Below are 25,789 nucleotides of genomic sequence, written 5' to 3' on the forward strand. Positions count from 1 at the left end.
AATGAGTCTTAAAGATAAGATAAACGAGGATTTAAAGTCTGCGATGAAAGCACAGGATGCAGTGCTGACCGAAACATTGCGTTCTATAAGAGCGGAAATAATCAAGATGGATAAGTCGGGAATGAATCGCGAAATGACTCCGGAAGAAGAAATCCTGCTTCTGAACAGACAGGTTAAGATGCGAAAAGAAACCATCGAGATGGCTGAGAAAGCAGGTCGTAACGACATTGCCGATAAAGAAAAAGTTCAGCTTGAAATTATTGCAAAGTATCTGCCTGAACAGATGTCGAGAGAAGAAGCCGAGAAGATTGTTTCAAAAATCCTCAGTGACATTGGTGCTTCATCTGCAAAGGACACAGGAAAAGCTATGGGAGCAGTGATGAAAGAGCTTAAAGGTAAAATAGACGGCACTATCGTTCAGGAGATTGTTAAATCAAAGCTTAATGCTTAAATAATTTAGCTTATGATAAGTTTAAATTAAAAGGGCATTAAGCCCTTTTTTTGTTTATGAACCAAATCGATATTTTTATAGTTGTTGTAATGATAATATTCGGATTGATTGGACTTAAAACCGGCTTGTTGAAAAATGTTTTTTCATTTGCTGGCATAATTGTCGGGATTGTTTTTGCATCTATGTATTATGATGAACTTGCGGGTTATTTTTCGAAGCTGGGTTGGTTTGACGTGCTGACAAATGTCATTTCGTTTTTAACAATTGTTCTTATTTGCTATTTTGTATCGACATACATTGCAGGAAAAATATCGAATGCAAATACGGTTACCTCATTAATAGACAAAATTTTAGGAACGGCATTCGGAGCTTTTCAGGCATTATTAATATGCAGCATAATTTTGATTATGCTTAATAAAGTAAATTTTATTCCTGAAAATGTTTTGAGTAAATCTTATTTTTATAACTATACGGTCGGATTTGCTCCTGCAGTTTTTAATTTTATCGCAATGTGGATACCATTTACAAGACCGTATATCGAACAATTAAGCTTTATAAAATAATTTAGCGAAGTCATTCCCGCGGAGGCGGGAATCCCATGACATACAAATGATTTTAGTAAAATAATGAATTTAGAAGAAGTAAAATATAAATTAGAATTTAATAAAATACTCGATAAGCTGAGATTTTATGCTTCATCAGATTTAGGGCTGAATAAAATTGAAGCTATACCTTTTTATACTAATAAAAGAGAACTCGAAAATGAGTTAAGCATTTTAAAACAAACTATGGATTTCATCTCCATAGAAAGCATTCTTGAACTTGCAGGGCTGAAAGACATATCACGCGACCTTGACCTTCTGAAAATTGAAGGTAACTATATTAACGCGGAGAAATATCTTTGGATTTTGAATTTCCTAAAAATATCGAGAGTTCTTAAATCAACTATAGCGCAAAAGAACAGAGACAGCTATGATAAATATACTCTCCTGAAAAACTTAACCGAGAATCTTTATGCTGATAAAATTCTCGAACATAACATTGAAATAACAATTGATGAAAACGGAGAGGTAAAAGATTCTGCATCTGTTGCTTTGAAAAAAATCAGGAAAGAAATTAGGATTTATGAAGAGAAAGTTCGCAAGACCCTTGCAAAAATTCTAAAAGATTTATCTGAAAAAGAATACTCTCAGGAAGATATCATAACTCAAAGAGATGGACGGCTTGTGATTCCGGTTAAATCAGAAAATAAAAGAAAGGTCGGCGGTATTGTCCATAATGCTTCAACAACCGGCGCAACTGTGTTTATTGAACCGACTGAGTCAATTGAGCTTAACAATGAAATCACTGAATTGCATTTCAAAGAAAAACGGGAAGTCCAAAAAATTCTTATTGAACTTTCACGGCAGATAGCTGCTCATTATGATGAACTGAAAGCTAATTGTGAAATACTTGCAGAGGTTGATTTCCTTCAGGCGAAAGCCAGGTATGCGCTTGAGATTGGTGGGAGCGCCCCGGTTATTTCTGAAAATATAAATCTGATAAATGCATACCATCCTGTATTATTGCAGAATCATAAGCGGAATGAGGTTGTTCCGCTTAATGTTGCTATAGGTGAAGATTATTTTACCCTTGTGATTACCGGACCAAATGCAGGGGGTAAAACCGTTGCGTTAAAAACTGTCGGGTTGATTCAATTAATGTATCAGTCCGGATTATTTGTCCCGGCAGACGAATATTCAAATTTAAAATTGGTTGATAAAATTTTTGTTAATATCGGTGATGAACAATCTCTCGATAATGATTTGAGTACGTTCAGTTCGCATTTATTAGCGTTAAAGGACGTTCTTGATAACGCTGATGATAAATCATTGATACTTATTGATGAAATCTGCAGCGGAACCGACCCGAATCTTGGAAGCGCATTGTCATCGGCTCTTATAAAAGAGTTTACAGAAAGAAAATCATTCACGATTGTGACCACTCACATAGGTGAGCTTAAAAAATTTGCATATTCAACTCCTGGCGTGAGAAATGCATCTCTTGAGTTTGATTATAAAACATTGTCGCCGAATTTTAAATTTATAATCGGTGTCCCCGGACAAAGCTTTACATTCGAGATTGCTCAGAAATTTCATTATCCTGAACAGCTCTTGGAAGAAGCAAAGCAATATGCTGATAAAGACGATACAAAGATTGAAGACTTAATTAAAGAACTAAATGAAAATAAACAAAATTACGAAAAGCTTAAGAACAATTATGACATTGAAAATTCACGATTAAAATCTCTCGTTGATTTGTATGAAAAACGAAATATTGAAATCGAGCAAAGCAAGAAAGATTTAATTAAATCTGCAAAGCTTGAGGCAGATAAAATCGTTAAGGATGCAAACAAACTTATTGAAAGCACGATTAAACAAATTAAAGAATCAAAAGATGTTCCAATTAAGGAAATAAAAGAACAATTTAAAACCGAAGCAACAAAGTTAACTGATGTAAGTGGATTCAAGGAAGAGGCAAAGGATACAGAGCCAATTAAAATTGGTGATATGGTAAAAATAAGAGATTCTCATTCTGCAGGTGAAGTGATGGATATCTCTAAAGACACAGCGTCAATTAATATTAATGGTCTGATAATGAAGGCTAAGCTTTCAGATCTTGAAAAAACTTCAAAGAGAAATGTTCAGCAAACTGAGTATACTTCTTCATCGATTGAATTTAATGAGAAACCTGTCACAAACCGGCTCGACTTGCGGGGAAAGTATGCAAATGAAATTGCAGACATAATTGAGGAGTTTATTCACGAGGCAAAGTCCAATAATTTTAAAGAGATTTCAATTGTTCATGGAAAGGGAAGCGGAAAGCTTCGTGATGAAGTTAAAAAAATTCTTTCGAAAACTTCAGGAATTGCATCATACCGGCTTGGAAACTGGAATGAAGGCGATATGGGTGTTACAATCGTGGAATTGAACTAATAACCATTGTGTCATTCTGAGCGAAGCGAAGAATCCCATTCTTTTGAAGAATAAATTTATTCGTAGCCGAAAGCTTTAGCTTTCGTTAAATTGAATGCATAGTAATTATAATGAGCAAAATCTTAATAGTAGATGACGAGCAGAGCATAGTTGACTCATTATCGCTTATACTCAAAGGTGATAATTATGATGTCAAAGGTGCATTAAATGGGATGGATGCGCTCGAAATGTGCAAGAAGGAAAATTTTGATTTAATCCTGCTCGACATAAAGATGCCAATGATGGACGGTCTTGAGGTTCTTGCCAAACTTATGGAAATGGATAAAGACAATGTTGTGATTATGATTACGGGTCATGGAACCGTAGAGACTGCATTTGAAGCATCGAAACTCGGCGCATATAATTTTTTACAAAAACCGCTGCCTGATTTATATGAACTTAGATTGATAATTAAAAACGCTCTCGATTTTAAGAACGCTAAAAACGAATTAAAGCAAATTAAACATGAGCTCGAAGAAAAATATAAAATTATCGGCAGCAGTCCCGAGATAACTCAGATTAGAGATTTAATTAAAAAATTCGCCGATTCAAGTTCTAATATTTTTATTTATGGTGAGAGCGGAACAGGTAAAGAACTTACAGCTCGCCAAATTCATCTGGCATCTCAAAGAAGTGTTTGCCCGTTTATTAAAATAAACTGTGCAAATCTTAATCCTCTTGAAATCGAGAATGAACTGTTCGGTTATGTTGACAGTTTTGGAATTTATCAGAAAGGAAAATTTGAAGAAGCTCAGGAAGGAACTATTTACTTTGATGAAATCAGCAATCTTTCACCTGAAGTGCAATCACGTTTGTTAAGAGCTCTTGAAGAGAATCAGATTCAGGTTTCTGATAATCGTATTTTAAAACTCAACATAAGATTTATTTTCACGTCCAACAAAGATATCCCAAGCGAGATTGAAGAAAAGAAATTCAGAGACGACTTATTTCACCGCATAAATGTACTGCAGATAAATATTCCTCCTTTGCGTGATAGAGTTGAAGATATTCCTGAATTAATTGAATATTATTCGTTGCTACTTTGCAAAATGAATAATATATCTGTTAAAAAATTCTCAGATGACGCAATTGAGCTTTTAAAAGATTATCGCTTTCCGGGCAACGTTCGAGAGTTGAAAAATTTGATAGAACGATTAATAATTACAATCGATAAAAAGAAAATTTCTGCTGATGATATCGAAGTTCCCGGCACTAAGCATACGCGTGTTATCTCGGATCTGATTAATAAAAACCTTTCTCTCAACGACTTCCAGAACGAATCTGAAAAGCTTTTCCTTATGAAAATGCTCAATGATTATCAATATAACATCACACAAACCGCCGAGGCGCTGCAAATACAACGCAGCCACCTTTATAAGTTAATGAATAAATACAATATTCCGCTTCCTTCAAAACGCACCGCAGAATAATTGATTTATTAAATTTTGGAACGAAATTTGCATTTTAATGTGTTGGAAAATTATGATTTTTCGATACATTCTAAATATTGTTTTTATAATAATTTGTATCACTGAAGTTGCCTTGTCTCAATACGCTCCCGAAGAAGAATGGAATGCCCGTTTCAATGGAACATCCTCAGGAAATGATTATGCATATGACATGGAAGTCGATGCAGAAGGCAATGCTTACGTAACAGGTATTGCATTTATGAATGGAGCGCGCAAGATTGTTACCATAAAATATAATTCACAGAATATTATTATGTGGTTTGCCGAATATAATGGTGCTCCGAATAATTTATCTTCAGAGCAAGTGCACATTAAACTTGATAATTCGGGAAATGTTTACGTAACAGCCGCAACTGATGGAGCAGGTGATGATATTACTTTAATAAAATACAATCCGTTTGGAAATGAACAATGGGTAAAAAAATATAGCGGAGCAGGTTCGTTTGCAGATGAACCACGCGGCCTTGCAATTGATAATTCAGGAAATATTTTTGTCTGCGGAAGAATATGGAATGGAGCAGGCGGAGATGATTATGTAACACTAAAATATAATACTGCAGGGGAGTTACTTTGGAGTAAAACTTATAATGGTACGGGAAATAATAACGACCAGCCGAATTCTATTACAATAAATTTAAATGATGACGTATTTGTGACGGGACAAAGTTTCGGAAACGGAACAGCAAGAGATTATGTGACGATAAAATATAACAGTAACGGCGATGAACAATGGGTTAAAAGATATTCACACTCTGCAAACAGGGATGACATTGCGACAACAATTTTATCAAATGGAAGTGACGTTATTGTAACAGGTTACAGTTATGACTTAATCACACGGAACGACATAGTGACGATTAAATATAATTCAAACGGCGACCAGGTTTGGTCTGCAAGATATAACGGACCCACTGACAGCACTGACAAAGCATATTCAATGACAATCGACCCTGCGGGAAATATTTTTATTGCCGGGGAATCATTCCGAAGCACTGCAAGAAATATGGATATGTGTGCAGTGAAATATAATTCAAATGGAAATCAGCTGCTAACTTTTGTTTATAATCATCCGACTTCAACGTGGATTGATGTTGCGAAGCGTATAACATATGATAACATTGGAAATGTTTATCTGGGTGGACATTCTTGGATAGTGGGGCAGGAATATAATTACAATGTTGTTTGTTTTAAACCTGATGGTGAGTTTTTCTGGAGTATCTTATATAATGGTCCGCGAAACAAGACGGAGCTAATGTATGATATGATTTTATTAAACAACAGATACATTTATGTAACAGGTTACAGCATGGGAAATACTTCAATGAATGATTATGCAACGGTTAAGTATTCTCAACAGGTTGGGATAAATATCGTATCATCTCAAACCCCATCGAGCTATAAGCTTTATCAGAATTATCCTAACCCTTTTAATCCTTCAACAAAAATCGCTTTTGATTTGCCAAAACGGGATTTTGTTTCTTTGAAACTGTATGATGTAACAGGCAAGGAAGTAAAAACTTTGCTAAATGCCGACATGAATATTGGAAAGTATGAATATGAATTAAACGCTTCGGATTTAAATTCGGGAATATATTTTTACACATTGATTACATCAAGCTTCAAAGAGACCAAGAAAATGCTGCTGGTAAAATAAATCAAACATTCTTCTGCCTTAATATTTCATACATAACAACTCCTGCGGATACGGAAACATTGAGAGAGTCGAGTTTCCCTGTCATAGGAATTCTCACAAAATCATCACAATTATCTTTAATAATTTTCCTTATCCCTTTTCCTTCGCTTCCTAATACAAGTGCTATGGGTCTTTTAAAATCCATTTCATAAGTGAATTTCTTTGCCTGCATGTCGGTACCGATAATCCAAAAACCATTATTTTTTAGATATGTAATTGAATTAACCAGATTGGTTTCTTTAGCAATAGGCAGGTAGTTCACTGCACCTGAAGAAGTTTTTATTACCGTATGATTCACTTCCGCAGAGTTATGTCGCGGTATCACAATACCATCAGCACCAAGACAAACTGCAGAGCGAATTACTGCACCCATATTATGCGGGTCGGTGATTTCATCGAGCAAAACCAATAAAGGATTCTGAACTTTCTTGGTGTTTTCAAAAATTTCAGAGAGGGAAGTATATTCAAAATCTTTTATGAAGCATATAACTCCCTGAGTGATGCCTTCGGATTTATTTTTCCTGTCAAAAAATTTTTCAAACTCAAAACCTTTCAGCATCAAAGTATTTATCCTGTTTTTCTCAGCTAATTCTTTTATTTTTAATAGTTTTGGCTCGGGTTTAAGACTTTTTAATAAAACAACCTTGTTAATTTCCTTAGGGTTGGTTTCGAGCATTTCAAGCACAGGATTTTTACCAATTACAATCATTATTTTCTTTTATTGAACAAATCTAATCATAAATACTTTTATATTATATTCACATTTTTTATTTGTTCTAATGCAATGTGGATGTTAAATCTGCATGTGTATCCATTCATAGACGTTCCAAACCATCTTTCGGCTGCGACAATTGTCCGCTATTACGATGAACCGGGAAACAATTTCAAAGATTATTATTCGATTCCCGATAAAATCAAATCAAACACTGCTCATTTATATTTTACAAGCTCAAGTTTGTTTCCTTCGGTGGATTTTGCTAATAAAGTTTATTATTTACTATACGTAATTTTATTTCCTCTTTCGATTTTAATTGTCATAAAAAAACTTAATGGTAACATCTGGTATTCGCTCTTTGCATTTATGTTTGTGTTTAACTTTGAGGTTACGTTTGGATTTGTCGGCTATACTATGTCCGTGCCGTTCCTGATTTTACTTATTTTATTTCTAATAGACTTCTTTGAAACACCGACTTATAAATATACCTTTTATCTGATGTTTCTGAATATATTGCTTTTCTTTTTTCATTTTCAAACCGCAATATATGCATTGGTGATTCTGTTGATATTTAGTTTATATAATTATAAACATTTTTGGGATAATATATTAAAGAAACTGATTGCAATTGTCCCGGTGCTTGTTTTGATGGTAATTTCTTATTCTTCTGATGCATCTCCACATTACCAGGGATTGTTTTCATATTTTCTCGATTACTATTCTTCAACATATTGGATTACTTTTATTGAACGTCTTCGTGATTTCTTCATTCTTGAAAATTTCTTTATGTTTACTCAGGAGTGGGGATGGACTATTGCAACATTTGTTGTGTTATTTATAACTTTCCCAATAGTTTTTCTTTTCTTTAAGAATAAACCTGAACTTATTACAAAATTAAAATCAGGTAATAATATTTATTTCACAATTTTCTTAACAATTTCTTTAATTTTATTTCTTATCTTACCTGATAATTTACCGGGACAGAATGTTGTTTTCCAGAGATTTTCGATTTTTATAATGCTGACTTTGATTATACTCTCAAGTACTTTTGATTTGTCAAAATATGTTAAAAATTACGTTCCTGTGGGAGTAGTGATTGTTTTTATTTACATGGCATTACTTTCAAATTATTTTTTTGAGTTTAAACAGGAAACAAGATATTTTACTGAAGATATTTTTCCTGATGCAAAAAAAGGACAAACTTTATCGGGATTGATTTATGATGGTAAGTACAGAGCAAACTCGGTTTACATACATTATCAGAATTATTACACAATCTGGAAGAAGGGAATTACTTCAAACAGTAATTTAGATTTTAGATATTCATTTATCCGCCGCAAGGTCAGCATGGACTGTCTGCCGCCGTATCTTGCGTGGGTTTCAATGTCGGATAAGTACGATGACAGGTTTAAATATATGGATTACATTATTACACGCGACTCAGCCGAACGAAAAATCACAAATTTTATGAAAATACGAACATCAGGAACGTGGAATTTATATGAAAACGTTTCCGATACCATAAACCATTATGACAGCAAAATTATTTACCCGCCTTTAGGGTATTAGCATTTCAACTTATTCAAAAGCGGAATTTCGCTATATTTACAAATATATTTATCATAATTTTTAATTGAAATCACCTCTAACAACCGTATTATTGTTAATTATTTTCATCTTTTTGGGCTATGTGATTTTTACGCAGGGCACTCAAAAAGAAGAAACATATGATGCTGTTATCGGTTTTGTGCCGTCGGAAAATTCCGATGTTGTGAAAACCAACGCCGATAATCTGGCAAAAATGATAAAAGAAAAAACCGGTCTTCGCGTAAAAATATTTATTTCAACAAGTTACAATACGCTTATCGAAGCAATGAAAGCAAATCAGATTGACTTTGCAACTTTTCCACCTTTTGCTTTCACTGAAGCAGAAAAAATTGCCAATGCAAAATTGCTTTTAAAAACCGTTCGTGATGGCAAAGATTATTATTTTAGTGCAATCATCGTCCGCAAGGATTCGGGAATAGACAGCATTCAACAGCTTAAAGGAAAAACCATTGCATGGGCTCAGCCGACATCTGCAGGTGGATATATTTTTCCGAAAGCAAGCTTGATTAAAAATCACATTCTGCTTGATGACCAGGATAAAACATTTTTTGGTGAAGAGCTGAATGCAGGCGGACACGATGCAGTTGTGCTATCGGTGTTTAATAAAAAAGTTGACGCAGGCGCAACATTTGCAAACGATAACGAGAACATAAGCGGTGCATGGGACAGATATTTGAAAGACCCTGAAGATAAAAAAATGATTAAGGCGATTTATTATACTGAAAAAATCCCGATGGATGTTTTTACGGTGCGTGGAGATTTTGAAGTTTCACATCCTGATGTTACAAAAAAACTTCAAGATTTTTTATTAACGATAGCTGATAGTGAAGAAGGAAAGAAGATTATAAAATCATTTGACCGAGAAAAATTTGTTTTGGCAAAACCTGAAGAATATGATATTGTCCGCGAAGCAGGAAAAATGTTAAACGTTCAACCGGAAAAATGATAGAAGCGGTCAATCTTACAAAATTATATCCGGCAACCGAGCATACAAAAGAAGTTTATGCTCTAAAAAACGTTAATCTGAAAATAGAGAAAGGTGAATTTGTATCTATAATTGGACTTAGCGGAGCAGGGAAGTCAACATTTTTGCGCTGTATAAACCGCATGAATACGATCAGTTCGGGTAAAATGATTTTCAAAGGTGAGGATATTACCAATGCTCACGGTCAACAGCTCAGAGAAATCAGAAAAAAAATCGGGTTTGTTTTTCAACAATTCAATCTGGTTAAAAATATTTCAGTGATGCGAAATGTTTTGATGGGACGAATTGCATATAACACTTTATGGCGGAATCTTGTCGGCTCTTATTCTAAGACTGACATTGATAAAGCTAAGTATTATTTGAATGAAGTCGGACTTATCGAAAAGATGAAAGTTCGTGCAGATAATCTTTCAGGCGGACAACAGCAACGTGTTGCAATTGCCCGCGCGGTAATGCAGGAGCCGGACATTATTCTCGCAGATGAGCCAATGGCATCGCTTGACCCCAAGCTTTCGGGAATTATTCTCGGACTTCTCAAAAAATTTAACGATGAAAAGCAGATAACAATTTTGTTGAATGTTCACGTGATTGAATATGCAAAGATGTATTCGACCAGAATTATCGGATTTAACAAAGGCGAAGTTGTATTTGACGGAAAGCCCGAAGAACTTACTCATCACATGATTGAAAAAATTTATCACCAGGATAAACAAGATTTAGAAAATTTATAATTAATTTATTGACGGATTTAAGCTCAAATATTAAACAGCGGGATTTATCCGACATCAAACAAATCAAGAAAGAAGATTTTGAGTTGTTTAAAAAACTCAATAAGCTTCTGCTTGTCATAATTGTTCTACAGATATATTATATCTCGTTTGGAGCTGTTGAGTTTTCAATTACGAAGCTTTACCAGGGACTTCCGAATATCTGGATATTTATGGAAGGACTTTTTCCGCCGAACATAGATATTTTTCCACAGGTTCTTGAGGCTGTAATCATTACCGTTCAGTTAGCTTTAATCGGTACAACACTTTCTGCAATCATTGCATTTCCGCTGAGCTTTTTTGCTGCAAGAAATTTAACGAGCGAGAAATCAATCATCGGAAAAATTTTCCGCTGGTTCACTCAGCTGATTTTCAATATCACACGTTCTATTGATATTCTGATTTTTGCTTTGATATTTGTATCGGCAGTCGGACTCGGACCGTTTCCGGGTGTCCTTGCACTGGCAATTCACTCAATTGGTATGCTTGGGAAACTTTTTTATGAATCAATCGAGACAATCGATAAAGGTCCTGTCGAAGCACTTGAATCTGTCGGAGCATCGAAGCTCGAAGTAATTCGTTGGGCTGTTCTTCCGCAAGTGCTGCCATATTTTATTTCCTATTTCTTGTTCAGGTTTGAACTGAACATAAGAGCGGCGGTAGTTCTGGGACTTGTCGGTGCAGGTGGTATTGGATTCCTTCTCAATCAATATATGATGCTGTTTATGTATAAAGAAGTAAGCATAATCTTGATTACGATTATCGTTCTTGTTCTTTCAATTGATTATTTATCTTCAAAATTGCGAAAGCTGGTGCTGTGATGTAAATGAAGTCATTCCCGCGAAGGCGGGAATCCCGGGATTGAAACAATGATAATAACTAAAGAAAATCATGAAGGATTTATAAGCACAAAATTTCCTGAATTATCAGTTGCGCGGTCAACGTTATACATAGTCTCAACACCAATTGGCAATCTTGAAGATATTTCATTTCGTGCACTGCATGTTCTTAAAAATGTTAATTTGATTGCATGTGAAGATACACGCAAAACAGGTATTTTGCTGAAACATTATGGCATAAGAAACGAACTGACGAGTTACTTTTCTCATAATGAGAATGTAAAAATTGAATATATAATCGAACGACTTCAAAATGGGGATTCCGTTGCGGTTGTTTCAGATGCAGGAACTCCTTGTATCTCAGATCCGGGTGGAATATTGGTCAACGAGTGCGTTAGGCAGGGAATTAATGTAATCAGCATTCCCGGAGCGTCATCAGTTATTCATTCATTGGTTTTATCAGGATTTAAAATTAAGAAATTTTATTTTCAGGGATTTCTTCCTCAGAAAAAAGGACGTGAAAAAACTTTTACAGAGCTTTCAAAGATAAAAGCATTGCTTGTGATTTTTGAATCACCATTCAGAGTTATGCGGACTCTTGAAGATATTCATAAGTTTTTAGGCAATAAAGAAATTGCAATTTGTCGTGAGCTGACAAAGATGTTTGAGGAAGAAATAAGAGGAAAAGTCAAAGATTTTGTTGGTGAAAACACCAACAAAGATGGAAAAAATAAGTTTAAAACAAAAGGTGAGTTTGTAATAGTAATTAATAATTTATAGATTAACTTAATAAAAATTTAATGATTTCAGAAGAAGTAAGAGTAAGGTTTGCGCCATCACCAACGGGGTATGTTCATGTTGGCTCATTGCGCACAGCATTGTTTAATTATCTTTTTGCAAAAAAGCATAACGGAAAATTAATAATTCGTATTGAAGATACTGACCGGACACGATTTGTCGAGGGCTCAATTGAAAATCTTGTGAAGGTTCTTTCAGACCTTGGCATTGACTATGACGAAGGTCCTATGTGGGGCGGTGACTATGGTCCTTATTTTCAATCTGAACGTTTAGATATCTATAAAAAATATTGTGATGAGCTTGTCGAAAAAGGTTTCGCATATTATGCATTTGAAACTCCCGAAGAGCTTGATGAAATGCGAAAAATGCAGCAGCTCGAAGGAAGGCAGACTGCTTACGATAGAAGAGCGCGAAATTTAACTCCTGAAGAAGTCAGAAAAAATCTTAAAGAAGGCAAACCATATGTAATCCGCCTTAAAGTTCCTTTGAACGAAGAAGTGAAGTTTGATGACATTATTAAAGGAACTATAAAATTCGAGACAAATCAGGTTGATGACCAGGTGTTATTGAAGTCAGACGGCTTTCCAACATATCATCTTGCTAATGTGGTCGATGACCATCTGATGGAAATTACGCACATAATTCGCGGTGAGGAATGGATTACTTCCGTTCCTAAACATATTTTATTATATAATGCGTTCGGATGGGAAATTCCTAAAATGGCTCATGTGCCACTGTTATTGAATCCGGATAAATCAAAACTAAGCAAACGTCAGGGTGATGTTGCTGTCGAGGATTATTTACGCAAAGGTTATCTCAAAGAAGCATTTCTAAATTTTATTGCTTTGCTCGGCTGGCATCCTGCGCATTCTAATATTGAGGGTGAAAAACATGAGAAGAAGGATGACAAAGAAAGTAAAGCCAATGAAGAAATCATGTCAATGGAAGAACTTATTAAAAACTTTTCATTAGAACGTGTCCAGATTGCAGGAGCAGTGTTTGATTTAAATAAACTTAACTGGATGAATAATGAGTATATCAAATCTTATGATTTGGATAACTTATTAGAAATCTCAATGCCGTATTTTGCAGGAACTGAACTCGATTTAAACGATAAAGAAAAACTAAAATTCATATTATCAACTATAAGAGTTTATCTTGAAAAGCTATCAGATATTCCGGGACAGACGAGGGTTTTAGAGAAAGATAATATCACTATTCCATCCGAATTTAAAGAGATAGTATACAACGAAAACAGCAAGAAAGTTTTTGAAGCATTAATAGCTAAGTTACAGGGAATTAATGAAATTACGCCTGATTGGTTTAAGAATACATTAAATGAAGTTGGAAAAGAAACCGAGGTTAAAGGAAAGAATTTATTCAAGCCGGTTCGTATAGCTTTAACAGGTGAAGAGCATGGTCCGGAGCTTCCGAACATTGCCACCATCTACGGCAAAGATAAACTTATTCAGTTTCTTCAAAGCGCAAGTAATCCATCTTAACTATATGAGTAGGACAGGCATTCTTGCCTGTCGGGACAGACAGGAATGTCTGTCCTACTAAACCTTATATATCCATCATAAATGCAAAAAGGGGCGTTAAGCCCCTTACATCAGTCAATCGAATTAAATCAAAACAAAACTATCTGATTTTCTTTTTATGTCTGTTCTTTCTTAGTCTTTTCTTTCTTTTGTGCGTTGACATCTTCGCACGTTTTCTTTTTTTACCGCAAGGCATTGATGTTTCCTTTTTTTATTTTTTTTCTAAGCTCTCCTGAACTGTTTTTTTAAACTCTTTTGACACCTTAAAATAGGGAATATATCTCTTAGATAAATGCACTTTTTCACCCGTTTTAGGGTTTCGTGCTTCCCTTGGTTCTTTTACGTTATTTTTGAATGTTCCGAATCCTCTTATTTCAATAGACTCGTTATTTCTTAATGATTCAATCACGCATGAAATAAATCCTTCGACAACAATCTCTGTTTCCTTTTTGCTTAATCCCGTTGCCTCTGAAATTTTCGCGGCTATCTGAGCTCTGGTCATAAATTTATTTTAGTTTACGGAATATTTATTCCTGATGGAACAAACTTATACTGCAAAATAGGTTGTTCGAGAAATTCAGTTTTCAATTCATCCTTAACTTCTTTTAATTCCGATTTAAACATGCTCTCATAAAATAAATCGAAATAATTTCTTCTCTCACGCTCACGCACTAAAACAGGTTTTCCTTCTATGCCGACCATGTCTGCCGTTATCTTTATCGCATCTTCAAATGTTCCAAGCGTATCAACAAGGCCTAAACCAATTCCCTGTTCTCCGGTGAACACTCTGCCGTTGGCAATTTTTATAAGCTCCGTGCTGTCTAAATTTCTTGCATTTTTTACAACATTAAAAAATTGTCTGAAGCTATTATCAACAATATCCTGAAAATATGCTATGTCTTTTGCATTCGGCTCTCTGAAAGGATTTCCTGCATCTTTAAGTTCGCCGCTTTTAATTGTCGTTTCCTTGATGCCCCAGTCATCTGCAAGACCTTTAATTGAAATGAAGTTTGCAATTACTCCAATGCTGCCGACAAGCGAACCGGGATTCGCGACAATCAATGAGCTTCCGCATGCAGCATAATAACCACCGCTTGCTCCGATACTTCCCATTGAAACAACAACCGGCTTTTTCTCGCTGGTATTTTTGATAATTTCATACATCTCCTGTGAAGCTGCAACACCGCCGCCCGGGGTATTAATTCTTAGGACAATTGCCTGGATTGATTTATCGTCCCTAAATTTAGTAAACTGCCTGACAATCGGTTCTGCTGTAATAATCGTATAATCAAGCTCAACAACAGCAATTTTTCCTTTGCCGCTGCCTGAGTATTCAAAATAAAAATCTTTTCCGTCACCGCCTGAAATTCTGTTAATGGCTACATAAAATAAAACACTCAACCCAATAATGCAGATGAGTAACACAAAAAGTGTTATTCCCCAGAACCACTTCCAGAAGGAAGATTTTTTTGGCTGCTGCTGATATTGTTGTTGATAACCGTTTGACATTGAATTAATTTAAAGCATTTAATTTTGCCTGTGCATCAGCTTTTTTGTCATCCATATTCAATGCTTCATATACTTCAACCAAAATCTGATAGGTTGATTTTAATGTTTCTCTGTTATTTGAAACCTGTGTATATGGTTCTAAATATTCGAGTGATTTTCTTAAATATGGTTCGTATTCAGTTTTTGATTCTTTTGTCAAAGCTAATTGATATTGATTATATCCTGCATCAAACAATGTTCCGATATAATATTCATTTGATTTAGGCAGGCTGGATATACTCAAAATTCTGTCATAAATAACCGCAGCATCAGTATAATTTTTATTCTGAGCTGCGTTTCTTGCCGAATTATATAAAAGTTTTGCAGCTCGTTCTGCATCTTCCGCGCTTGAGGTTTTCGCTAATATGAAATCATAAAGTGTCAATGCACTGTCACTTTGACCAAGCAGAGTATATGCATCAGCTAAAAATTGGTAACTTTGAATACTATCCGGATTTACACCTCTTGCAAATGCAAAATAATCACGGGCTCTCATAAATTCATCTCTTGCTTTGAGAGAGTCTTTTTTGTTATAAAAGTCTACTCCGCGATTAAGAACTTTTACTCCTTCATTAATTCCAAGTCCCCACATTTCAATAAGATATGGTTTGTAAGTAGGTGATAAGCTTGCAGCTTTAGTTAATGAAACATGAGAATCATTAAATTTCCCGTTTTGGAACTGAGAATAGCCAAGCATATACCATGCTTCTGCATCATTAGGATTTTTTTGCAATCCCTTTTGCAATTCTATCTCTGCTTTTACATAATCTTTCTGTTGAAAGGCAAGCTTACCTGTAGTTGTTTCCGCAGATGCGCACCCCATAACATAAACTGCAAATGCCAAAGCAAATAATGTAAGAAAAAATCCTGTGAACTTTTGATTTAAGTATTTCATAATTTTCTCCGGAAATTTATTTAAGTGGTAATAATATATATAATTTAATGGTTTTATTCTATGCCAATAAAATTAACTTATTGTAACTTATATATACCTAATACCTTATCAAAAAAATTGCTATTTTTATTTTAAATACAAATTTATGGCAAATAGTTTCTCATTTGATATAGTTTCTGAAATTGACCTGCAGGAGGTTGATAATGCAGTTAATCAGGCAATTAAAGAAGTCCAGCAAAGATATGACTTAAAAGACTCGAAAAGTGAGATTGAGCTTAACAGAAAAGATAAATTGATCAAAGTCAGCTCAAAAGATGAGTTTTCACTTAAATCAGTGAATGACATTTTACAGAATAAATTAATTAAACGTGGAATTTCTATTAAAGCTTTAAAGTATGATGAGATTGAAACGGGAACAATGGGTTCTGCAAGACAAACAATACAGCTTCAGCAGGGGATTGATAAGGAAAATGCAAAGAAAATTGTGAAAATGATTAAGGACAGCAAGTTGAAAGTTCAGGCATCGATTCAGGATGAACAGGTGAGAGTCTCTGGGAAAGCAAAAGATGATTTACAGGAAGTAATGAACTTGATGCGAAACGCAAATCTCGACTTTGCATTTCAATTTACGAATTACAGGTAGATAATTGATTTTAGAAGTCATTCCCGCGAAGGCGGGAATCCCATTCACAAGGCAATGAAAATTTTATTTATAATTATATTCTTATTCTCAATTCCTATCGTCTCAACAACACAGACAGAGGATAATCCCGGTTATCCCAAAAAAATTACAACAGTAATCATTGACCCCGGTCATGGAGGTAAAGACCCCGGCGCAATCAGTCCAAATGGAATAAAAGAAAAAGATTTGAATCTCCAGATAAGTTTCAAACTGAAAGAATTTTTAGAAAACAATTACCGTGATTTGAATGTCATTATGACACGGGAAGATGATAGGTTCATTGAATTGCTTGACAGAGGAAAGATTGCAAATGAGAATGACGGTAATTTATTTATAAGCATTCATTGTAATTCCAAGCTTCCGACAGAAGAAGCGAAAACAGGTTTTGAAATTTATTTATTAGACCCTGTTCGCCTTGAGAAAGCTAAAGAAATAACAATGCAGCAGAATAATTATCTCGAAGAGCTCGGATATTATCCTGAAGACACTGTAAGCAAAAAAGTATTATCATCTCTTTTTGAATTTTCGTTTTATAAAAACGAAGAGCGCTTTGCTTCTATATTGCAAACTGAAATGCTTAAAGGAACTTCGTTAATCAGCAGGGGAATAAAACAGGAACCGTTCATTGTGCTTTATGGTGCTTCGATGCCTGCAGTATTGATTGAATGCGGTTTTTTAACAAATGAAAATGATGAGAACTATCTTGTTTCAGAAAACGGACAGTACCAATTAGCAAGTTCCATATATAAGGCAGTAAGATATTTCAAAATGGACTATGATTTTGAAAATAATTTCTATAAGTAACAGCAAAGCTGTCTTTCCTGCGGAGGCAGGAATCCATACTCATCTCGTATTACTCTCTCACAAATCATACGATACTCTAAAGCAATCCTCTTAGAAATTTATTTCAGGGGCAAAGTATGTTTAGAATGGGATTCCCGCCTGCGCGGGAATGACTTCAGCTTTTAAATGTTATAAAATTTTGGATAAGTTTGAAAATCCAAATTAATTTGTGTCAAAAAGTTTAAGTTTTTCAATAAAGTATAATCATAAAAAATCATAACTATCAGCGTTGTTCAACTTCAAAAACTTTTACAAAACAAAAAAGCCGGCTTGTGACCGGCTTTTTTAAGTGTGTTTTACGATTTAACTTAACTTCCTATTCTCACCAACAATGGCGCTATATCCATCCTTACTAACTTTCTTTTATCGCTTCGTGACTGGCTTTTATATTCATAATTTCCTGCGTAAATCGTATAGTACCTTGAGTCTGCTGTAATGGTTTCTTCCATCATAATTGTCTGGAATTCATTAGACTCAAGATTTCCAATTAACTCGTATGCTTGTTCTTTGTCCGCGACTTGAGCAATTTTAAAAGTGAACCCCGATAATGATTTAATCTTTGAAGTTACATCTAAGTAACCTACTTCGGGTTTTTGCTCCGGCGAATACGTCCCGTCGGGAAAAGTGTAAGATATCGATTTAGTATCAACTCCTGGTGTGATAACCTTGATATTAATCTTGTTCATAGAACCGAATATTTCGTTAACTTCTAATTGAGCTAACTGTTCACTCGATTCTTGACCCTCTTGTTTTGAGTATTCGATAATAACCTGTGAATTTGCCGGAAGCATGTTTTCAAACAACGTTACCGTTGTTATTTCAGTGCCTTCTTCAGATTCCAGAGTTTCCGGGTCAATGACTTCGATTATCACGTCAGCAAGACCACCCATTCCTAATTCTTCTTTTGCCGCATGTGATAAATCAATGATTCTTCCCTTTATGTAAGGACCTCTGTCATTGATTTTTACGACAACTGATTTACCGTTTTCTTGATTTGTTACTTTAACAATTGAGCCAAAGGGCAAGGTTTTGTGTGCTGCAGTCATATCATGTGTATTGAATCTTTCGCCGCTTGCAGTTTTTCTACCTTGGAATCCTGGTCCGTACCAGGAAGCTATCCCTGACTGGGTAAATCCTATACCATCATTTTTGGTCTTGGCGTTTAAACTACTGTTTTTTGAGTTAATTGGATTAAATAAAAATAATGCTGTTAATATAATAACTAAAGCATTAATTTTGAGTGTCCGCAAATGCATCTCCTGTTTAATTTATCAAATGATTTAACAACACTTGGGTTTCAAAATATTAGCACATTATTATTTAATCCTGTGCTGAAATTTCAAAGAACGCTTATATTTCGAAAAAACTTGATTATCTGTTAAAAACGATAATTAAGATACTCAACCTAATTTTAAATTGCAAACCATTAGCCAGTCCATCCGGTCGGGCAAATCTTTCTAACCTTAATTTTATCGATTTTAATTATTATATTTGTCCGGTTAAAGTAAAATTTTAAGATTTAAAGGTAACTTGAAGAAAATCATAGACTTATTGAAGTCAATTGGACCCGGTTTCGCAGTAGCTGCTACAGGCGTTGGTGCTGGAGATATGGTAGCTGCTACAGTTTCCGGAGGTAAATACGGGCTTATCATATTATGGGCGATTGTCTTTGGAGCGGTTCTGAAGTATGTATTGAACGAGGGTATATCCCGCTGGCAGTTTGCAACCGGCTCCACTCTTCTTGAAGGATGGATTCATCATTTACATAAATTTGTTTCATTCTACTTTATAATTTACCTTTTTCTGTGGGGATTTGTTGTGAGTGCAGCGCTTACCATTTCTTGCGGACTGGTTTTTAATACAATGTTCCCTGTTTTCTCAATCGAAGTCTGGGCGGTGATGCATTCGCTTGTTACATTAGCAATTATATTTTATAGCAAATATTCGTTCTTCGAAAAGCTGATGAAATATTTCGTTGTTCTTATGTTCATCACGCTTATATCTTGTGCAATCTGGATAAATCCTGATTGGGGTTTGACATTTAAGTCTATTTTTGTGCCTGAATTGCCCGAAGGTTCATCAAAATTCATCTTGAGCGTTATCGGTGGTGTTGGCGGAAGCGTGACGATTCTCTCATATAGTTACTGGATACGCGAGAAAAAATGGAACAGTCAGTCTGACTATAAAAAATCAAAAGTGGATTTGTTCGCCGCTTATTTCTTCACAGGATTGTTCTGTATATCAGTTGCAATTATTGCATCGGGAATAAGTCCTGAAATGGTAACGGGTGAGAAAATCCTTGTTGCAGTTGCAGACAAGATTCAGGCAGTATCAGGCAGTTTTTTAAGATGGATATATCTTATTGGCTTTTGGGCGGCAGTTGTGACTTCACTCATTGGGGTTTTTCAGGGTGTGCCGTACATGTTTGCTGACTTTATTGATTCATACAAAAAACATACAACCACAAGTAATATTGACTCAAAGCAGTTCAAAAAGTATTATAACTGGTTTTTATTTTATATCGCAATTCTTCCTCTTGTTTTATTGTTTGTAAATCGACCTGTCTATATTATTTTGATATATACGGTAATCGGTGCCTTATTTATGCCGTTTCTTGCGGTTACTCTTCTTATTTTGAACAACAAAAAAACTTTGGTTCAAGGATTTCGTAATCCTATATGGATAAATATTTTTCTTATCATTTCATTATTATTATTTGGATATTTGGCATATTCGGAAATTGCAGATTATTTTAGTAAATGGTAATTTCTTGTCAACCGTCAAATGTGAAACGTGAGAATTAAAATTCTCTCTTGAGAGTGGTGTCACGAAGTGACGGGGTGTGTTACTTTATGAACTTTAAAACTTTTAACTTTACAAACTACAATGCAACAACCATTATTAGTGCTTGCAGTTTATAAAGCAAAGCCGGGATGCGGTGAAAAGCTCACCGACCTTGTAAGCAGAAAACGAAAATATTTGCTTGAAAATAATTTTGTAACTTCACGACCAAGTGTTTTTGTGAATTCATTTAATGACCCGAATATATTCATGGAAATTTTTGAGTGGGTGAGCCAGAAACGCATCGATGATGCTCACAAAGATGAAGGCGTTTGGTCGTTCTGGAAAGAATTTGAGGTTCTGTGCGACGAAGTCGGAACGCATTTATCAAAGCTACCCGAGGCAAATGAAGAATTTCCAAATTTTAAAGCAATAAATTAAAAAAAATGATACATCAAGTTAAACTTGTCTGTGATGTTGCAGTAATCTGCAAAGAACAAACTTTGCTGGTTCGTTACAAGGATGTCAATGATTATGACCATCAGAAAGGATGGTTCATTCCCGATGATTATATTCACGAAGTTGAGCATCCCGATGATGCCGCAATGAGAATCTTAAAGGAACAGCTTAACTACAATCCGCAAAATCCAAGCGAAATTAAATTTTGTTTTTTTGAATCATTTAAAGGCGGAGATAAGTCATGGCATCTTATATTTCATTATGCGCTGCGATTAAGTTCTATGCCTGAAACAACTCCATCGAAAAATATCGATGAGGCAAAATGGTTTGATGTTAACAACTTGCCGTCCGATAAAGAAATCGCTCATCACGGCTGGGCAAGATATACACTGCAATCTATTTTTAATTCAAAATAATTTCAAATAATATTTATTGTGGAAAATAATTTACCTGAAATAAATTCTCTCTGGGATTACAGTAATCCCGCGGAAACTGAAAAGAAATTTACCGCTCTTTTATCTGAAGCTGAAAAGTCCGGTGATAAGGATTATCTTGTTCAGCTTATCACACAGATTGCACGCACGCAGGGCTTGCAGATGAAATTTGATGAAGCTCATAAGACCCTTGATAAAGCTCTGAAGATGTTAGATACAGATACACAGTTAGGTGAAGTTCGTTACATGCTCGAACGCGGAAGAGTTTATAATTCATCTAAGCATTCCGATGAAGCAAGAAAATTTTTCATTGAAGCATATCAAAAAGCAATGGAAAGGGGATTTGACAGCTATGCAGTTGATGCAGCACATATGATGGGTATTGTTGAAAAAGGTGATGAGTCGCTTAAGTGGAATGAGATTGCAATAAAAGATGCGGAAGAATCCAAAGACGAGAAAGCAAGAAACTGGCTGGGTTCTTTATATAATAATACTGCATGGACTTATTTTGACATGAAAAATCTTGATAAGGCAATGGAGCTTCATCAAAAAAATGTGGAATGGCATTCCCAAAAAGGTTCAGTGAAAGAAACGCTTATCGCGAGATGGTCTGTAGCGCGCATTTTACGTGAAATGGGGAAGTACCAGGAAGCTCTCAATGCGCAAATGAAACTTATGGAAGAAACTGAGGGTAAGAAGCTGAAAGAAGACGGCTATGGCTATGAAGAGATTGCTGAAAACTTATATCTTCTTGGAAGAATTGAGGAATCGAAACCGTATTTTAAAAAAGCTTATGATTTGTTAAGCAAAGATATTTGGTTAGCCGAGTATGAAAAAGACCGTCTTGACAGGTTAAATAAAATGTCACAATAATATGAAATGGTTTAAACTATTTTTATTAGTTCTGATTATAACAGTTATGGCGGGTTCGTGTTCTTCTGTTAATGAACTTTCCAAATATAATCTCTCAGGTACAAAGGTTTTATTCAAGACAAGAACAGGAACTGCTGCATCCCGGGTGAACATAAACTTTGAATCTTCAAAGAAAAGTAAAGAAGGAGTTTTAATTGATATTATATATGATATAGGAGGAGGATATGTAAAAAAAGATGTTGAGGCAAAAATTCAAAGATTATTCAATCCTGACTCAATTGCCGAAAATGTTTCGGGTTCAATTGAAGAAATCCTCAGAACATATTACAATATTGTGCCGGTAGAATCACTTGATGAAAATCCGGACATAATAGTTGAAACACAAATGAATAAGTATACTCTCAATGTTGATGACTATAATATTTATTCACACTTCTCAGGTACTTTATCAATTTTCGATAGAAAATCCGGGGCAATAGTCTGGAAAAATACCGAGGGTATAAACGAACCATTTGAGGAATGGTATGCTTACAATCCAAACGATAAAAAAATTAAAGATATAAACAGAGTTATTAACATAATTAAGTTAATGAATATGAGTGATGAAGAAATAAGAAACAGTATTGATTTATCCGCTTCAAAGATTGCTTATAACTTGTCAGATAATTTAAGAGAAGACATAGCCGATTCGAGAAAGAAATAAAACCGAAGTCATCCCCGCGAAGGCGGGATTCTGATGAAAAATATGACCTGGATAAAACTCTTCGTATTAATAATAACCATCGCCTTAATGGCAGGTTTGTAAAAATACAGAACTTTTCATGAACCGTCCACGTTTCCTGTCTTGATTTCTTTGCCTGGTTCGTAAGTGGCAACTATCACACCGCTTGTAGAAATAACAGAATCAACAAGTTTGAATCCTTCAGCTTGAACACTGTTTTCAAATAAACGCTTACCCTTTCCAAGAATAACCGGAAAAATCCAAATATGCATAACATCTATTAGGTGATTTGCTAATAGAGTTTGAACAAGATTCCCGCTGCCGTATACCCATAAATCTTTGCCATCTTCTTCTTTGAGTTTTTTTATTTGCTTTAATACATCACCGGTGATAAGCGAAGAATTATTCCATGAAAGGTTTATGTTCTTATGAGATACAACCCATTTTCTTGTGCTATTGAAAGGCGTTGCTACAAATTCAGTGGTCGTATCATTCGGCCAATATTTAACAAAAATATCATATGTTCGTCTGCCAAGGAGCAGTTCAAAAGGTATCGCCATAAATTCATGCAGAATTTTGTCCAGCACATCATCCATATAATTGAAAGTCCATCCGCCGTAAGCAAAATCGCCCGTCCTATCTTCATCGGGACCGCCCGGCGCTTGCATTACGCTGTCTAAGGTTACGAATGTATGAGTGATTATTTTTCTCATTTAAATACAAGTATTATAAACTCTTGTCGTAAATTCTATAAGTCTTATAAATTTCCGCACCGAGATTCACTGCTGACTGCACCATTGGCATATTATCTTCAAGCACCCATGATATTTCAGCACCGGTTACATTTTTTTTATTCCCCATCACAATTGTATCACGATAAAAAATTGCATCGATTCCTTTTTTCTGATATTCTTTTATCACACCCATAATAATAACTCTTACGCGGTTAATTTTTTTCTTCGCTGCAAGAAACTTAAAAATTCCGAAGGGGAACAGCTTGCCGTTAATTCCTTTTGTTGCTTGATTTAAGTCGGGAAGAACAAGTGTGAAACCGACAGGCTTGCCGTTTATTTCAGCAAACTCTACATAATCAGGGTCAACTGCGAGCTTCATGTTTGCTGCAACAAAATTGAACTCAGCTTCGGTCATCGGAACAAAGCCCCAGTTAGCGCTCCAAGCATTATTGTAAACTTCACGAACCTTCTGAACTTCATTCTTAAAGTCTTTCATGTTCACATTTCGGATTTTAATATTTTCTTTCTTAATAATCATATTAGCAACACGGTCGAGCTTTGCCATCATCTTTTCATTCTTGATTACATCCTTGCTTATCCAGAATGCATATAAATCCTTTGCCTTATGAAAGCCGAAATCTTCTAAAAGCTTGATATAATATTCAAAGTTATACGGCATCAATAAAACATTGCTCTGGTCAAATGCATTTATCAACAAACCGCATTCATCATTCATTGAAGGATTAACCGGTCCGCGCATAACATCTTTACCTTGCTCCTTCAGCCATTTAGATGCTTCATCGAAAAGCATCCTTGAAACCTGAACGTCGTTTATACATTCAAAGAATCCAAAGAACCCGACTTTATCATTATAAAATTTATTATGTGATTCATTCGTAATTGCGGCAATTCTTCCGGCAATCTCCCCATCTTTGTAAGCAAGCCACATTGCAATTTTTGCATGCTGATAAAAAGGATTTTTAACAGTATCGAGATTGTTCTTAACATCAAACCTTAAAGGTGGAACCCAATAATCGTTTCCTCTGTAAAGTTGATATGGAAAATCGATAAACTTTTTTTTGTATGCGTCGTCTTCGACTTTTTTGAGATATAGTTCTGACATGATGTTTAATTAAAATTTTTGTCATTCTGTCCAAAGGACTCCTGTGGAGAGCAAAGCGAAGAATCCCAGTGTCAAGGGATTCTTTGTTGTTTCACTCCTCGAAATGACATTGAACAAAAATTTACTCCTCGTCCGGATTCTGGAATTTAAAGAAAAATGCTGCAATTGATGCTCCGACAAATGGTCCAAGAATGTAAATTGCGGTATTTGAAAGCAACTGTCTTGTTCCGAACAAATCTGCAATCATTGGTCCCAATGCAACCGCTGGGTTGAATGCTCCTCCCGATAAAGAACCGACAGAATAAGCACCTGCAAGGACTGTAAAACCTATTGCAAGACCATAATAAGAATTACCTGCAGCTTTTTTGGTTGTTGCAACGTTTAATACAACTAATGCGAGAGCAAATGTAAATGCAATTTCATAAAAAACCGCACCGATAAAGGATACTCCAAGGCTCGGCATAGGAAAGCCAATTGTGCCGAAATGTCTTTGAATAATGAAAGATGCTATTGTTGCACCGATAATCTGAAACACCATGTATATGCTTGCATCTTTTGCGTTAATTTTACCTCTGATTAAAATTGCCAATGTAACCGCAGGGTTATAGTGAGCCCCCGAAATGTTTCCTCCCATATAGACCATGACCATTAAGATTGAACCAATTGCAATTGGGTTTGCCGACATCCCGATTGTTAAGACTAAGAAAAATGTTCCAACTAATTCTGTAAGATATTTGTTCATTACACCTCCTTTATATTAAGGTTTAAATACTGATTTAATATTATATACACTTTATGAATTCAGAGAAAAAAATA

The 25,789-nt window shown here is 35.2% G+C and carries 25 protein-coding genes and 1 pseudogene; 18 read left to right on the forward strand and 8 right to left on the reverse strand.

Annotation, left to right across the window (positions count from 1 at the left end; all coding sequences use genetic code 11):
- The first annotated feature begins 1 nt into the window (after position 1).
- The 5 genes from VHP32_08195 to VHP32_08215 all read left to right on the forward strand — a co-directional run bounded on the left by VHP32_08195 (position 2) and on the right by VHP32_08215 (position 6,588).
- Positions 2-451: a GatB/YqeY domain-containing protein gene (locus VHP32_08195; GenBank protein HEX2787871.1), complete on the forward strand. Its 450-nt coding sequence runs from the start codon at positions 2-4 to the stop codon at positions 449-451.
- Positions 452-507: 56 nt separating this feature from the next.
- On the forward strand, positions 508-1,014 hold the full coding sequence (locus VHP32_08200) for a CvpA family protein (GenBank protein ID HEX2787872.1): 507 nt from the start codon (positions 508-510) through the stop codon (positions 1,012-1,014).
- A gap of 63 nt (positions 1,015-1,077) precedes the next feature.
- Complete coding sequence (locus tag VHP32_08205; GenBank protein ID HEX2787873.1) at positions 1,078-3,426, forward strand: endonuclease MutS2; 2,349 nt, start codon at positions 1,078-1,080, stop codon at positions 3,424-3,426.
- A gap of 110 nt (positions 3,427-3,536) precedes the next feature.
- Positions 3,537-4,895 carry a sigma-54 dependent transcriptional regulator gene (locus VHP32_08210; protein HEX2787874.1) on the forward strand — a complete coding sequence of 453 codons (1,359 nt, stop codon included), beginning with the start codon at positions 3,537-3,539 and terminating at the stop codon, positions 4,893-4,895.
- A 52-nt stretch (positions 4,896-4,947) separates the two neighbouring features.
- Positions 4,948-6,588: an SBBP repeat-containing protein gene (locus tag VHP32_08215; GenBank protein HEX2787875.1), complete on the forward strand. Its 1,641-nt coding sequence runs from the start codon at positions 4,948-4,950 to the stop codon at positions 6,586-6,588.
- Between the two features lies 1 nt (position 6,589).
- Here the strand turns inward: VHP32_08215 and rlmB are convergent, their stop codons facing one another.
- A complete protein-coding gene (gene rlmB, locus VHP32_08220) occupies positions 6,590-7,336 on the reverse strand; it encodes a 23S rRNA (guanosine(2251)-2'-O)-methyltransferase RlmB (protein HEX2787876.1) in 747 nt (248 codons plus the stop codon).
- 81 nt (positions 7,337-7,417) lie between these two features.
- Between rlmB and VHP32_08225 the strand changes: the two genes are divergently transcribed.
- The 6 genes from VHP32_08225 to gltX all read left to right on the forward strand — a co-directional run bounded on the left by VHP32_08225 (position 7,418) and on the right by gltX (position 13,841).
- Entirely contained in the window at positions 7,418-8,911 is a 1,494-nt protein-coding gene (locus VHP32_08225) for a hypothetical protein (protein HEX2787877.1), read from the forward strand.
- 64 nt (positions 8,912-8,975) lie between these two features.
- Positions 8,976-9,896, forward strand: coding sequence for a phosphate/phosphite/phosphonate ABC transporter substrate-binding protein (locus tag VHP32_08230; protein ID HEX2787878.1), 921 nt, complete (start codon positions 8,976-8,978; stop codon positions 9,894-9,896).
- Positions 9,893-10,666, forward strand: a complete 774-nt coding sequence (phnC, locus tag VHP32_08235) for a phosphonate ABC transporter ATP-binding protein (GenBank protein ID HEX2787879.1) — start codon at positions 9,893-9,895, stop codon at positions 10,664-10,666. The genes VHP32_08230 and phnC overlap by 4 nt, the downstream gene beginning before the upstream one ends.
- Before the next feature lie 8 nt (positions 10,667-10,674).
- A complete protein-coding gene (gene phnE / locus VHP32_08240; GenBank protein HEX2787880.1) occupies positions 10,675-11,523 on the forward strand; it encodes a phosphonate ABC transporter, permease protein PhnE in 849 nt (282 codons plus the stop codon).
- Between the two features lie 48 nt (positions 11,524-11,571).
- Positions 11,572-12,321 carry a 16S rRNA (cytidine(1402)-2'-O)-methyltransferase gene (gene rsmI / locus VHP32_08245; GenBank protein ID HEX2787881.1) on the forward strand — a complete coding sequence of 250 codons (750 nt, stop codon included), beginning with the start codon at positions 11,572-11,574 and terminating at the stop codon, positions 12,319-12,321.
- A 20-nt stretch (positions 12,322-12,341) separates the two neighbouring features.
- Positions 12,342-13,841, forward strand: a complete 1,500-nt coding sequence (gltX, locus tag VHP32_08250) for a glutamate--tRNA ligase (protein ID HEX2787882.1) — start codon at positions 12,342-12,344, stop codon at positions 13,839-13,841.
- A gap of 250 nt (positions 13,842-14,091) precedes the next feature.
- On the opposite strand, the gene VHP32_08255 is transcribed toward gltX, so the two are convergent.
- Genes VHP32_08255 through VHP32_08265 form a run of 3 tightly spaced genes read right to left on the reverse strand, consistent with a single transcriptional unit; the run spans position 14,092 to position 16,323 of the window.
- Positions 14,092-14,382 (reverse strand): HU family DNA-binding protein, encoded by a 291-nt coding sequence (locus VHP32_08255; protein HEX2787883.1) that lies wholly within the window; start codon positions 14,380-14,382, stop codon positions 14,092-14,094.
- A gap of 14 nt (positions 14,383-14,396) precedes the next feature.
- Entirely contained in the window at positions 14,397-15,389 is a 993-nt protein-coding gene (sppA, locus tag VHP32_08260; protein HEX2787884.1) for a signal peptide peptidase SppA, read from the reverse strand.
- 4 nt (positions 15,390-15,393) lie between these two features.
- On the reverse strand, positions 15,394-16,323 hold the full coding sequence (locus VHP32_08265; protein HEX2787885.1) for a tetratricopeptide repeat protein: 930 nt from the start codon (positions 16,321-16,323) through the stop codon (positions 15,394-15,396).
- Between the two features lie 145 nt (positions 16,324-16,468).
- Here VHP32_08265 and VHP32_08270 point away from each other — a divergent pair, with 145 nt between their 5' ends.
- Positions 16,469-16,966: a YajQ family cyclic di-GMP-binding protein gene (locus VHP32_08270; GenBank protein HEX2787886.1), complete on the forward strand. Its 498-nt coding sequence runs from the start codon at positions 16,469-16,471 to the stop codon at positions 16,964-16,966.
- A gap of 54 nt (positions 16,967-17,020) precedes the next feature.
- Positions 17,021-17,809, forward strand: coding sequence for an N-acetylmuramoyl-L-alanine amidase (locus tag VHP32_08275; GenBank protein HEX2787887.1), 789 nt, complete (start codon positions 17,021-17,023; stop codon positions 17,807-17,809).
- A gap of 866 nt (positions 17,810-18,675) precedes the next feature.
- Here VHP32_08275 and VHP32_08280 read toward each other — a convergent pair.
- A pseudogene (locus tag VHP32_08280) lies at positions 18,676-19,104 on the reverse strand (septal ring lytic transglycosylase RlpA family protein).
- Between the two features lie 274 nt (positions 19,105-19,378).
- Between VHP32_08280 and VHP32_08285 the strand changes: the two are divergent.
- The 5 genes from VHP32_08285 to VHP32_08305 all read left to right on the forward strand — a co-directional run bounded on the left by VHP32_08285 (position 19,379) and on the right by VHP32_08305 (position 23,098).
- Entirely contained in the window at positions 19,379-20,614 is a 1,236-nt protein-coding gene (locus tag VHP32_08285; protein ID HEX2787888.1) for an Nramp family divalent metal transporter, read from the forward strand.
- Between the two features lie 120 nt (positions 20,615-20,734).
- On the forward strand, positions 20,735-21,070 hold the full coding sequence (locus VHP32_08290; protein HEX2787889.1) for a hypothetical protein: 336 nt from the start codon (positions 20,735-20,737) through the stop codon (positions 21,068-21,070).
- A 5-nt stretch (positions 21,071-21,075) separates the two neighbouring features.
- Positions 21,076-21,504, forward strand: coding sequence for an NUDIX hydrolase (locus VHP32_08295; protein HEX2787890.1), 429 nt, complete (start codon positions 21,076-21,078; stop codon positions 21,502-21,504).
- Positions 21,505-21,522: 18 nt separating this feature from the next.
- Positions 21,523-22,395, forward strand: coding sequence for a tetratricopeptide repeat protein (locus VHP32_08300; GenBank protein ID HEX2787891.1), 873 nt, complete (start codon positions 21,523-21,525; stop codon positions 22,393-22,395).
- 1 nt (position 22,396) lies between these two features.
- Positions 22,397-23,098 carry a hypothetical protein gene (locus VHP32_08305; GenBank protein ID HEX2787892.1) on the forward strand — a complete coding sequence of 234 codons (702 nt, stop codon included), beginning with the start codon at positions 22,397-22,399 and terminating at the stop codon, positions 23,096-23,098.
- 116 nt (positions 23,099-23,214) lie between these two features.
- On the opposite strand, the gene VHP32_08310 is transcribed toward VHP32_08305, so the two are convergent.
- The 3 genes from VHP32_08310 to VHP32_08320 all read right to left on the reverse strand — a co-directional run bounded on the left by VHP32_08310 (position 23,215) and on the right by VHP32_08320 (position 25,715).
- Complete coding sequence (locus VHP32_08310) at positions 23,215-23,829, reverse strand: dihydrofolate reductase family protein (protein ID HEX2787893.1); 615 nt, start codon at positions 23,827-23,829, stop codon at positions 23,215-23,217.
- 13 nt (positions 23,830-23,842) lie between these two features.
- A complete protein-coding gene (locus VHP32_08315; protein HEX2787894.1) occupies positions 23,843-24,973 on the reverse strand; it encodes a hypothetical protein in 1,131 nt (376 codons plus the stop codon).
- 121 nt (positions 24,974-25,094) lie between these two features.
- On the reverse strand, positions 25,095-25,715 hold the full coding sequence (locus tag VHP32_08320; GenBank protein HEX2787895.1) for an aquaporin: 621 nt from the start codon (positions 25,713-25,715) through the stop codon (positions 25,095-25,097).
- Positions 25,716-25,789: the final 74 nt, after the last annotated feature.

This window comes from Ignavibacteria bacterium (genome assembly GCA_036262055.1).
GTDB lineage: Bacteria > Bacteroidota > Ignavibacteria > Tepidaquicellales > Tepidaquicellaceae > DATAJP01.

What these genes read in the sequence shown, in the direction of transcription:
- VHP32_08320 (HEX2787895.1), bottom strand. Translation starts at nt 25,715, where the DNA reads ATGAACAAATATCTTACAGAATTAGTTGGAACATTTTTCTTAGTCTTA.
- VHP32_08215 (HEX2787875.1), top strand. Translation starts at nt 4,948, where the DNA reads ATGATTTTTCGATACATTCTAAATATTGTTTTTATAATAATTTGTATC.
- sppA (HEX2787884.1), bottom strand. Translation starts at nt 15,389, where the DNA reads ATGTCAAACGGTTATCAACAACAATATCAGCAGCAGCCAAAAAAATCT.
- VHP32_08295 (HEX2787890.1), top strand. Translation starts at nt 21,076, where the DNA reads ATGATACATCAAGTTAAACTTGTCTGTGATGTTGCAGTAATCTGCAAA.
- VHP32_08315 (HEX2787894.1), bottom strand. Translation starts at nt 24,973, where the DNA reads ATGTCAGAACTATATCTCAAAAAAGTCGAAGACGACGCATACAAAAAA.
- VHP32_08205 (HEX2787873.1), top strand. Translation starts at nt 1,078, where the DNA reads ATGAATTTAGAAGAAGTAAAATATAAATTAGAATTTAATAAAATACTC.
- VHP32_08195 (HEX2787871.1), top strand. Translation starts at nt 2, where the DNA reads ATGAGTCTTAAAGATAAGATAAACGAGGATTTAAAGTCTGCGATGAAA.
- VHP32_08200 (HEX2787872.1), top strand. Translation starts at nt 508, where the DNA reads ATGAACCAAATCGATATTTTTATAGTTGTTGTAATGATAATATTCGGA.
- VHP32_08270 (HEX2787886.1), top strand. Translation starts at nt 16,469, where the DNA reads ATGGCAAATAGTTTCTCATTTGATATAGTTTCTGAAATTGACCTGCAG.
- VHP32_08305 (HEX2787892.1), top strand. Translation starts at nt 22,397, where the DNA reads ATGAAATGGTTTAAACTATTTTTATTAGTTCTGATTATAACAGTTATG.
- VHP32_08210 (HEX2787874.1), top strand. Translation starts at nt 3,537, where the DNA reads ATGAGCAAAATCTTAATAGTAGATGACGAGCAGAGCATAGTTGACTCA.
- VHP32_08310 (HEX2787893.1), bottom strand. Translation starts at nt 23,829, where the DNA reads ATGAGAAAAATAATCACTCATACATTCGTAACCTTAGACAGCGTAATG.
- rsmI (HEX2787881.1), top strand. Translation starts at nt 11,572, where the DNA reads ATGATAATAACTAAAGAAAATCATGAAGGATTTATAAGCACAAAATTT.
- rlmB (HEX2787876.1), bottom strand. Translation starts at nt 7,336, where the DNA reads ATGATTGTAATTGGTAAAAATCCTGTGCTTGAAATGCTCGAAACCAAC.
- VHP32_08265 (HEX2787885.1), bottom strand. Translation starts at nt 16,323, where the DNA reads ATGAAATACTTAAATCAAAAGTTCACAGGATTTTTTCTTACATTATTT.
- VHP32_08225 (HEX2787877.1), top strand. Translation starts at nt 7,418, where the DNA reads ATGTTAAATCTGCATGTGTATCCATTCATAGACGTTCCAAACCATCTT.
- phnC (HEX2787879.1), top strand. Translation starts at nt 9,893, where the DNA reads ATGATAGAAGCGGTCAATCTTACAAAATTATATCCGGCAACCGAGCAT.
- VHP32_08275 (HEX2787887.1), top strand. Translation starts at nt 17,021, where the DNA reads ATGAAAATTTTATTTATAATTATATTCTTATTCTCAATTCCTATCGTC.
- VHP32_08290 (HEX2787889.1), top strand. Translation starts at nt 20,735, where the DNA reads ATGCAACAACCATTATTAGTGCTTGCAGTTTATAAAGCAAAGCCGGGA.
- gltX (HEX2787882.1), top strand. Translation starts at nt 12,342, where the DNA reads ATGATTTCAGAAGAAGTAAGAGTAAGGTTTGCGCCATCACCAACGGGG.
- VHP32_08255 (HEX2787883.1), bottom strand. Translation starts at nt 14,382, where the DNA reads ATGACCAGAGCTCAGATAGCCGCGAAAATTTCAGAGGCAACGGGATTA.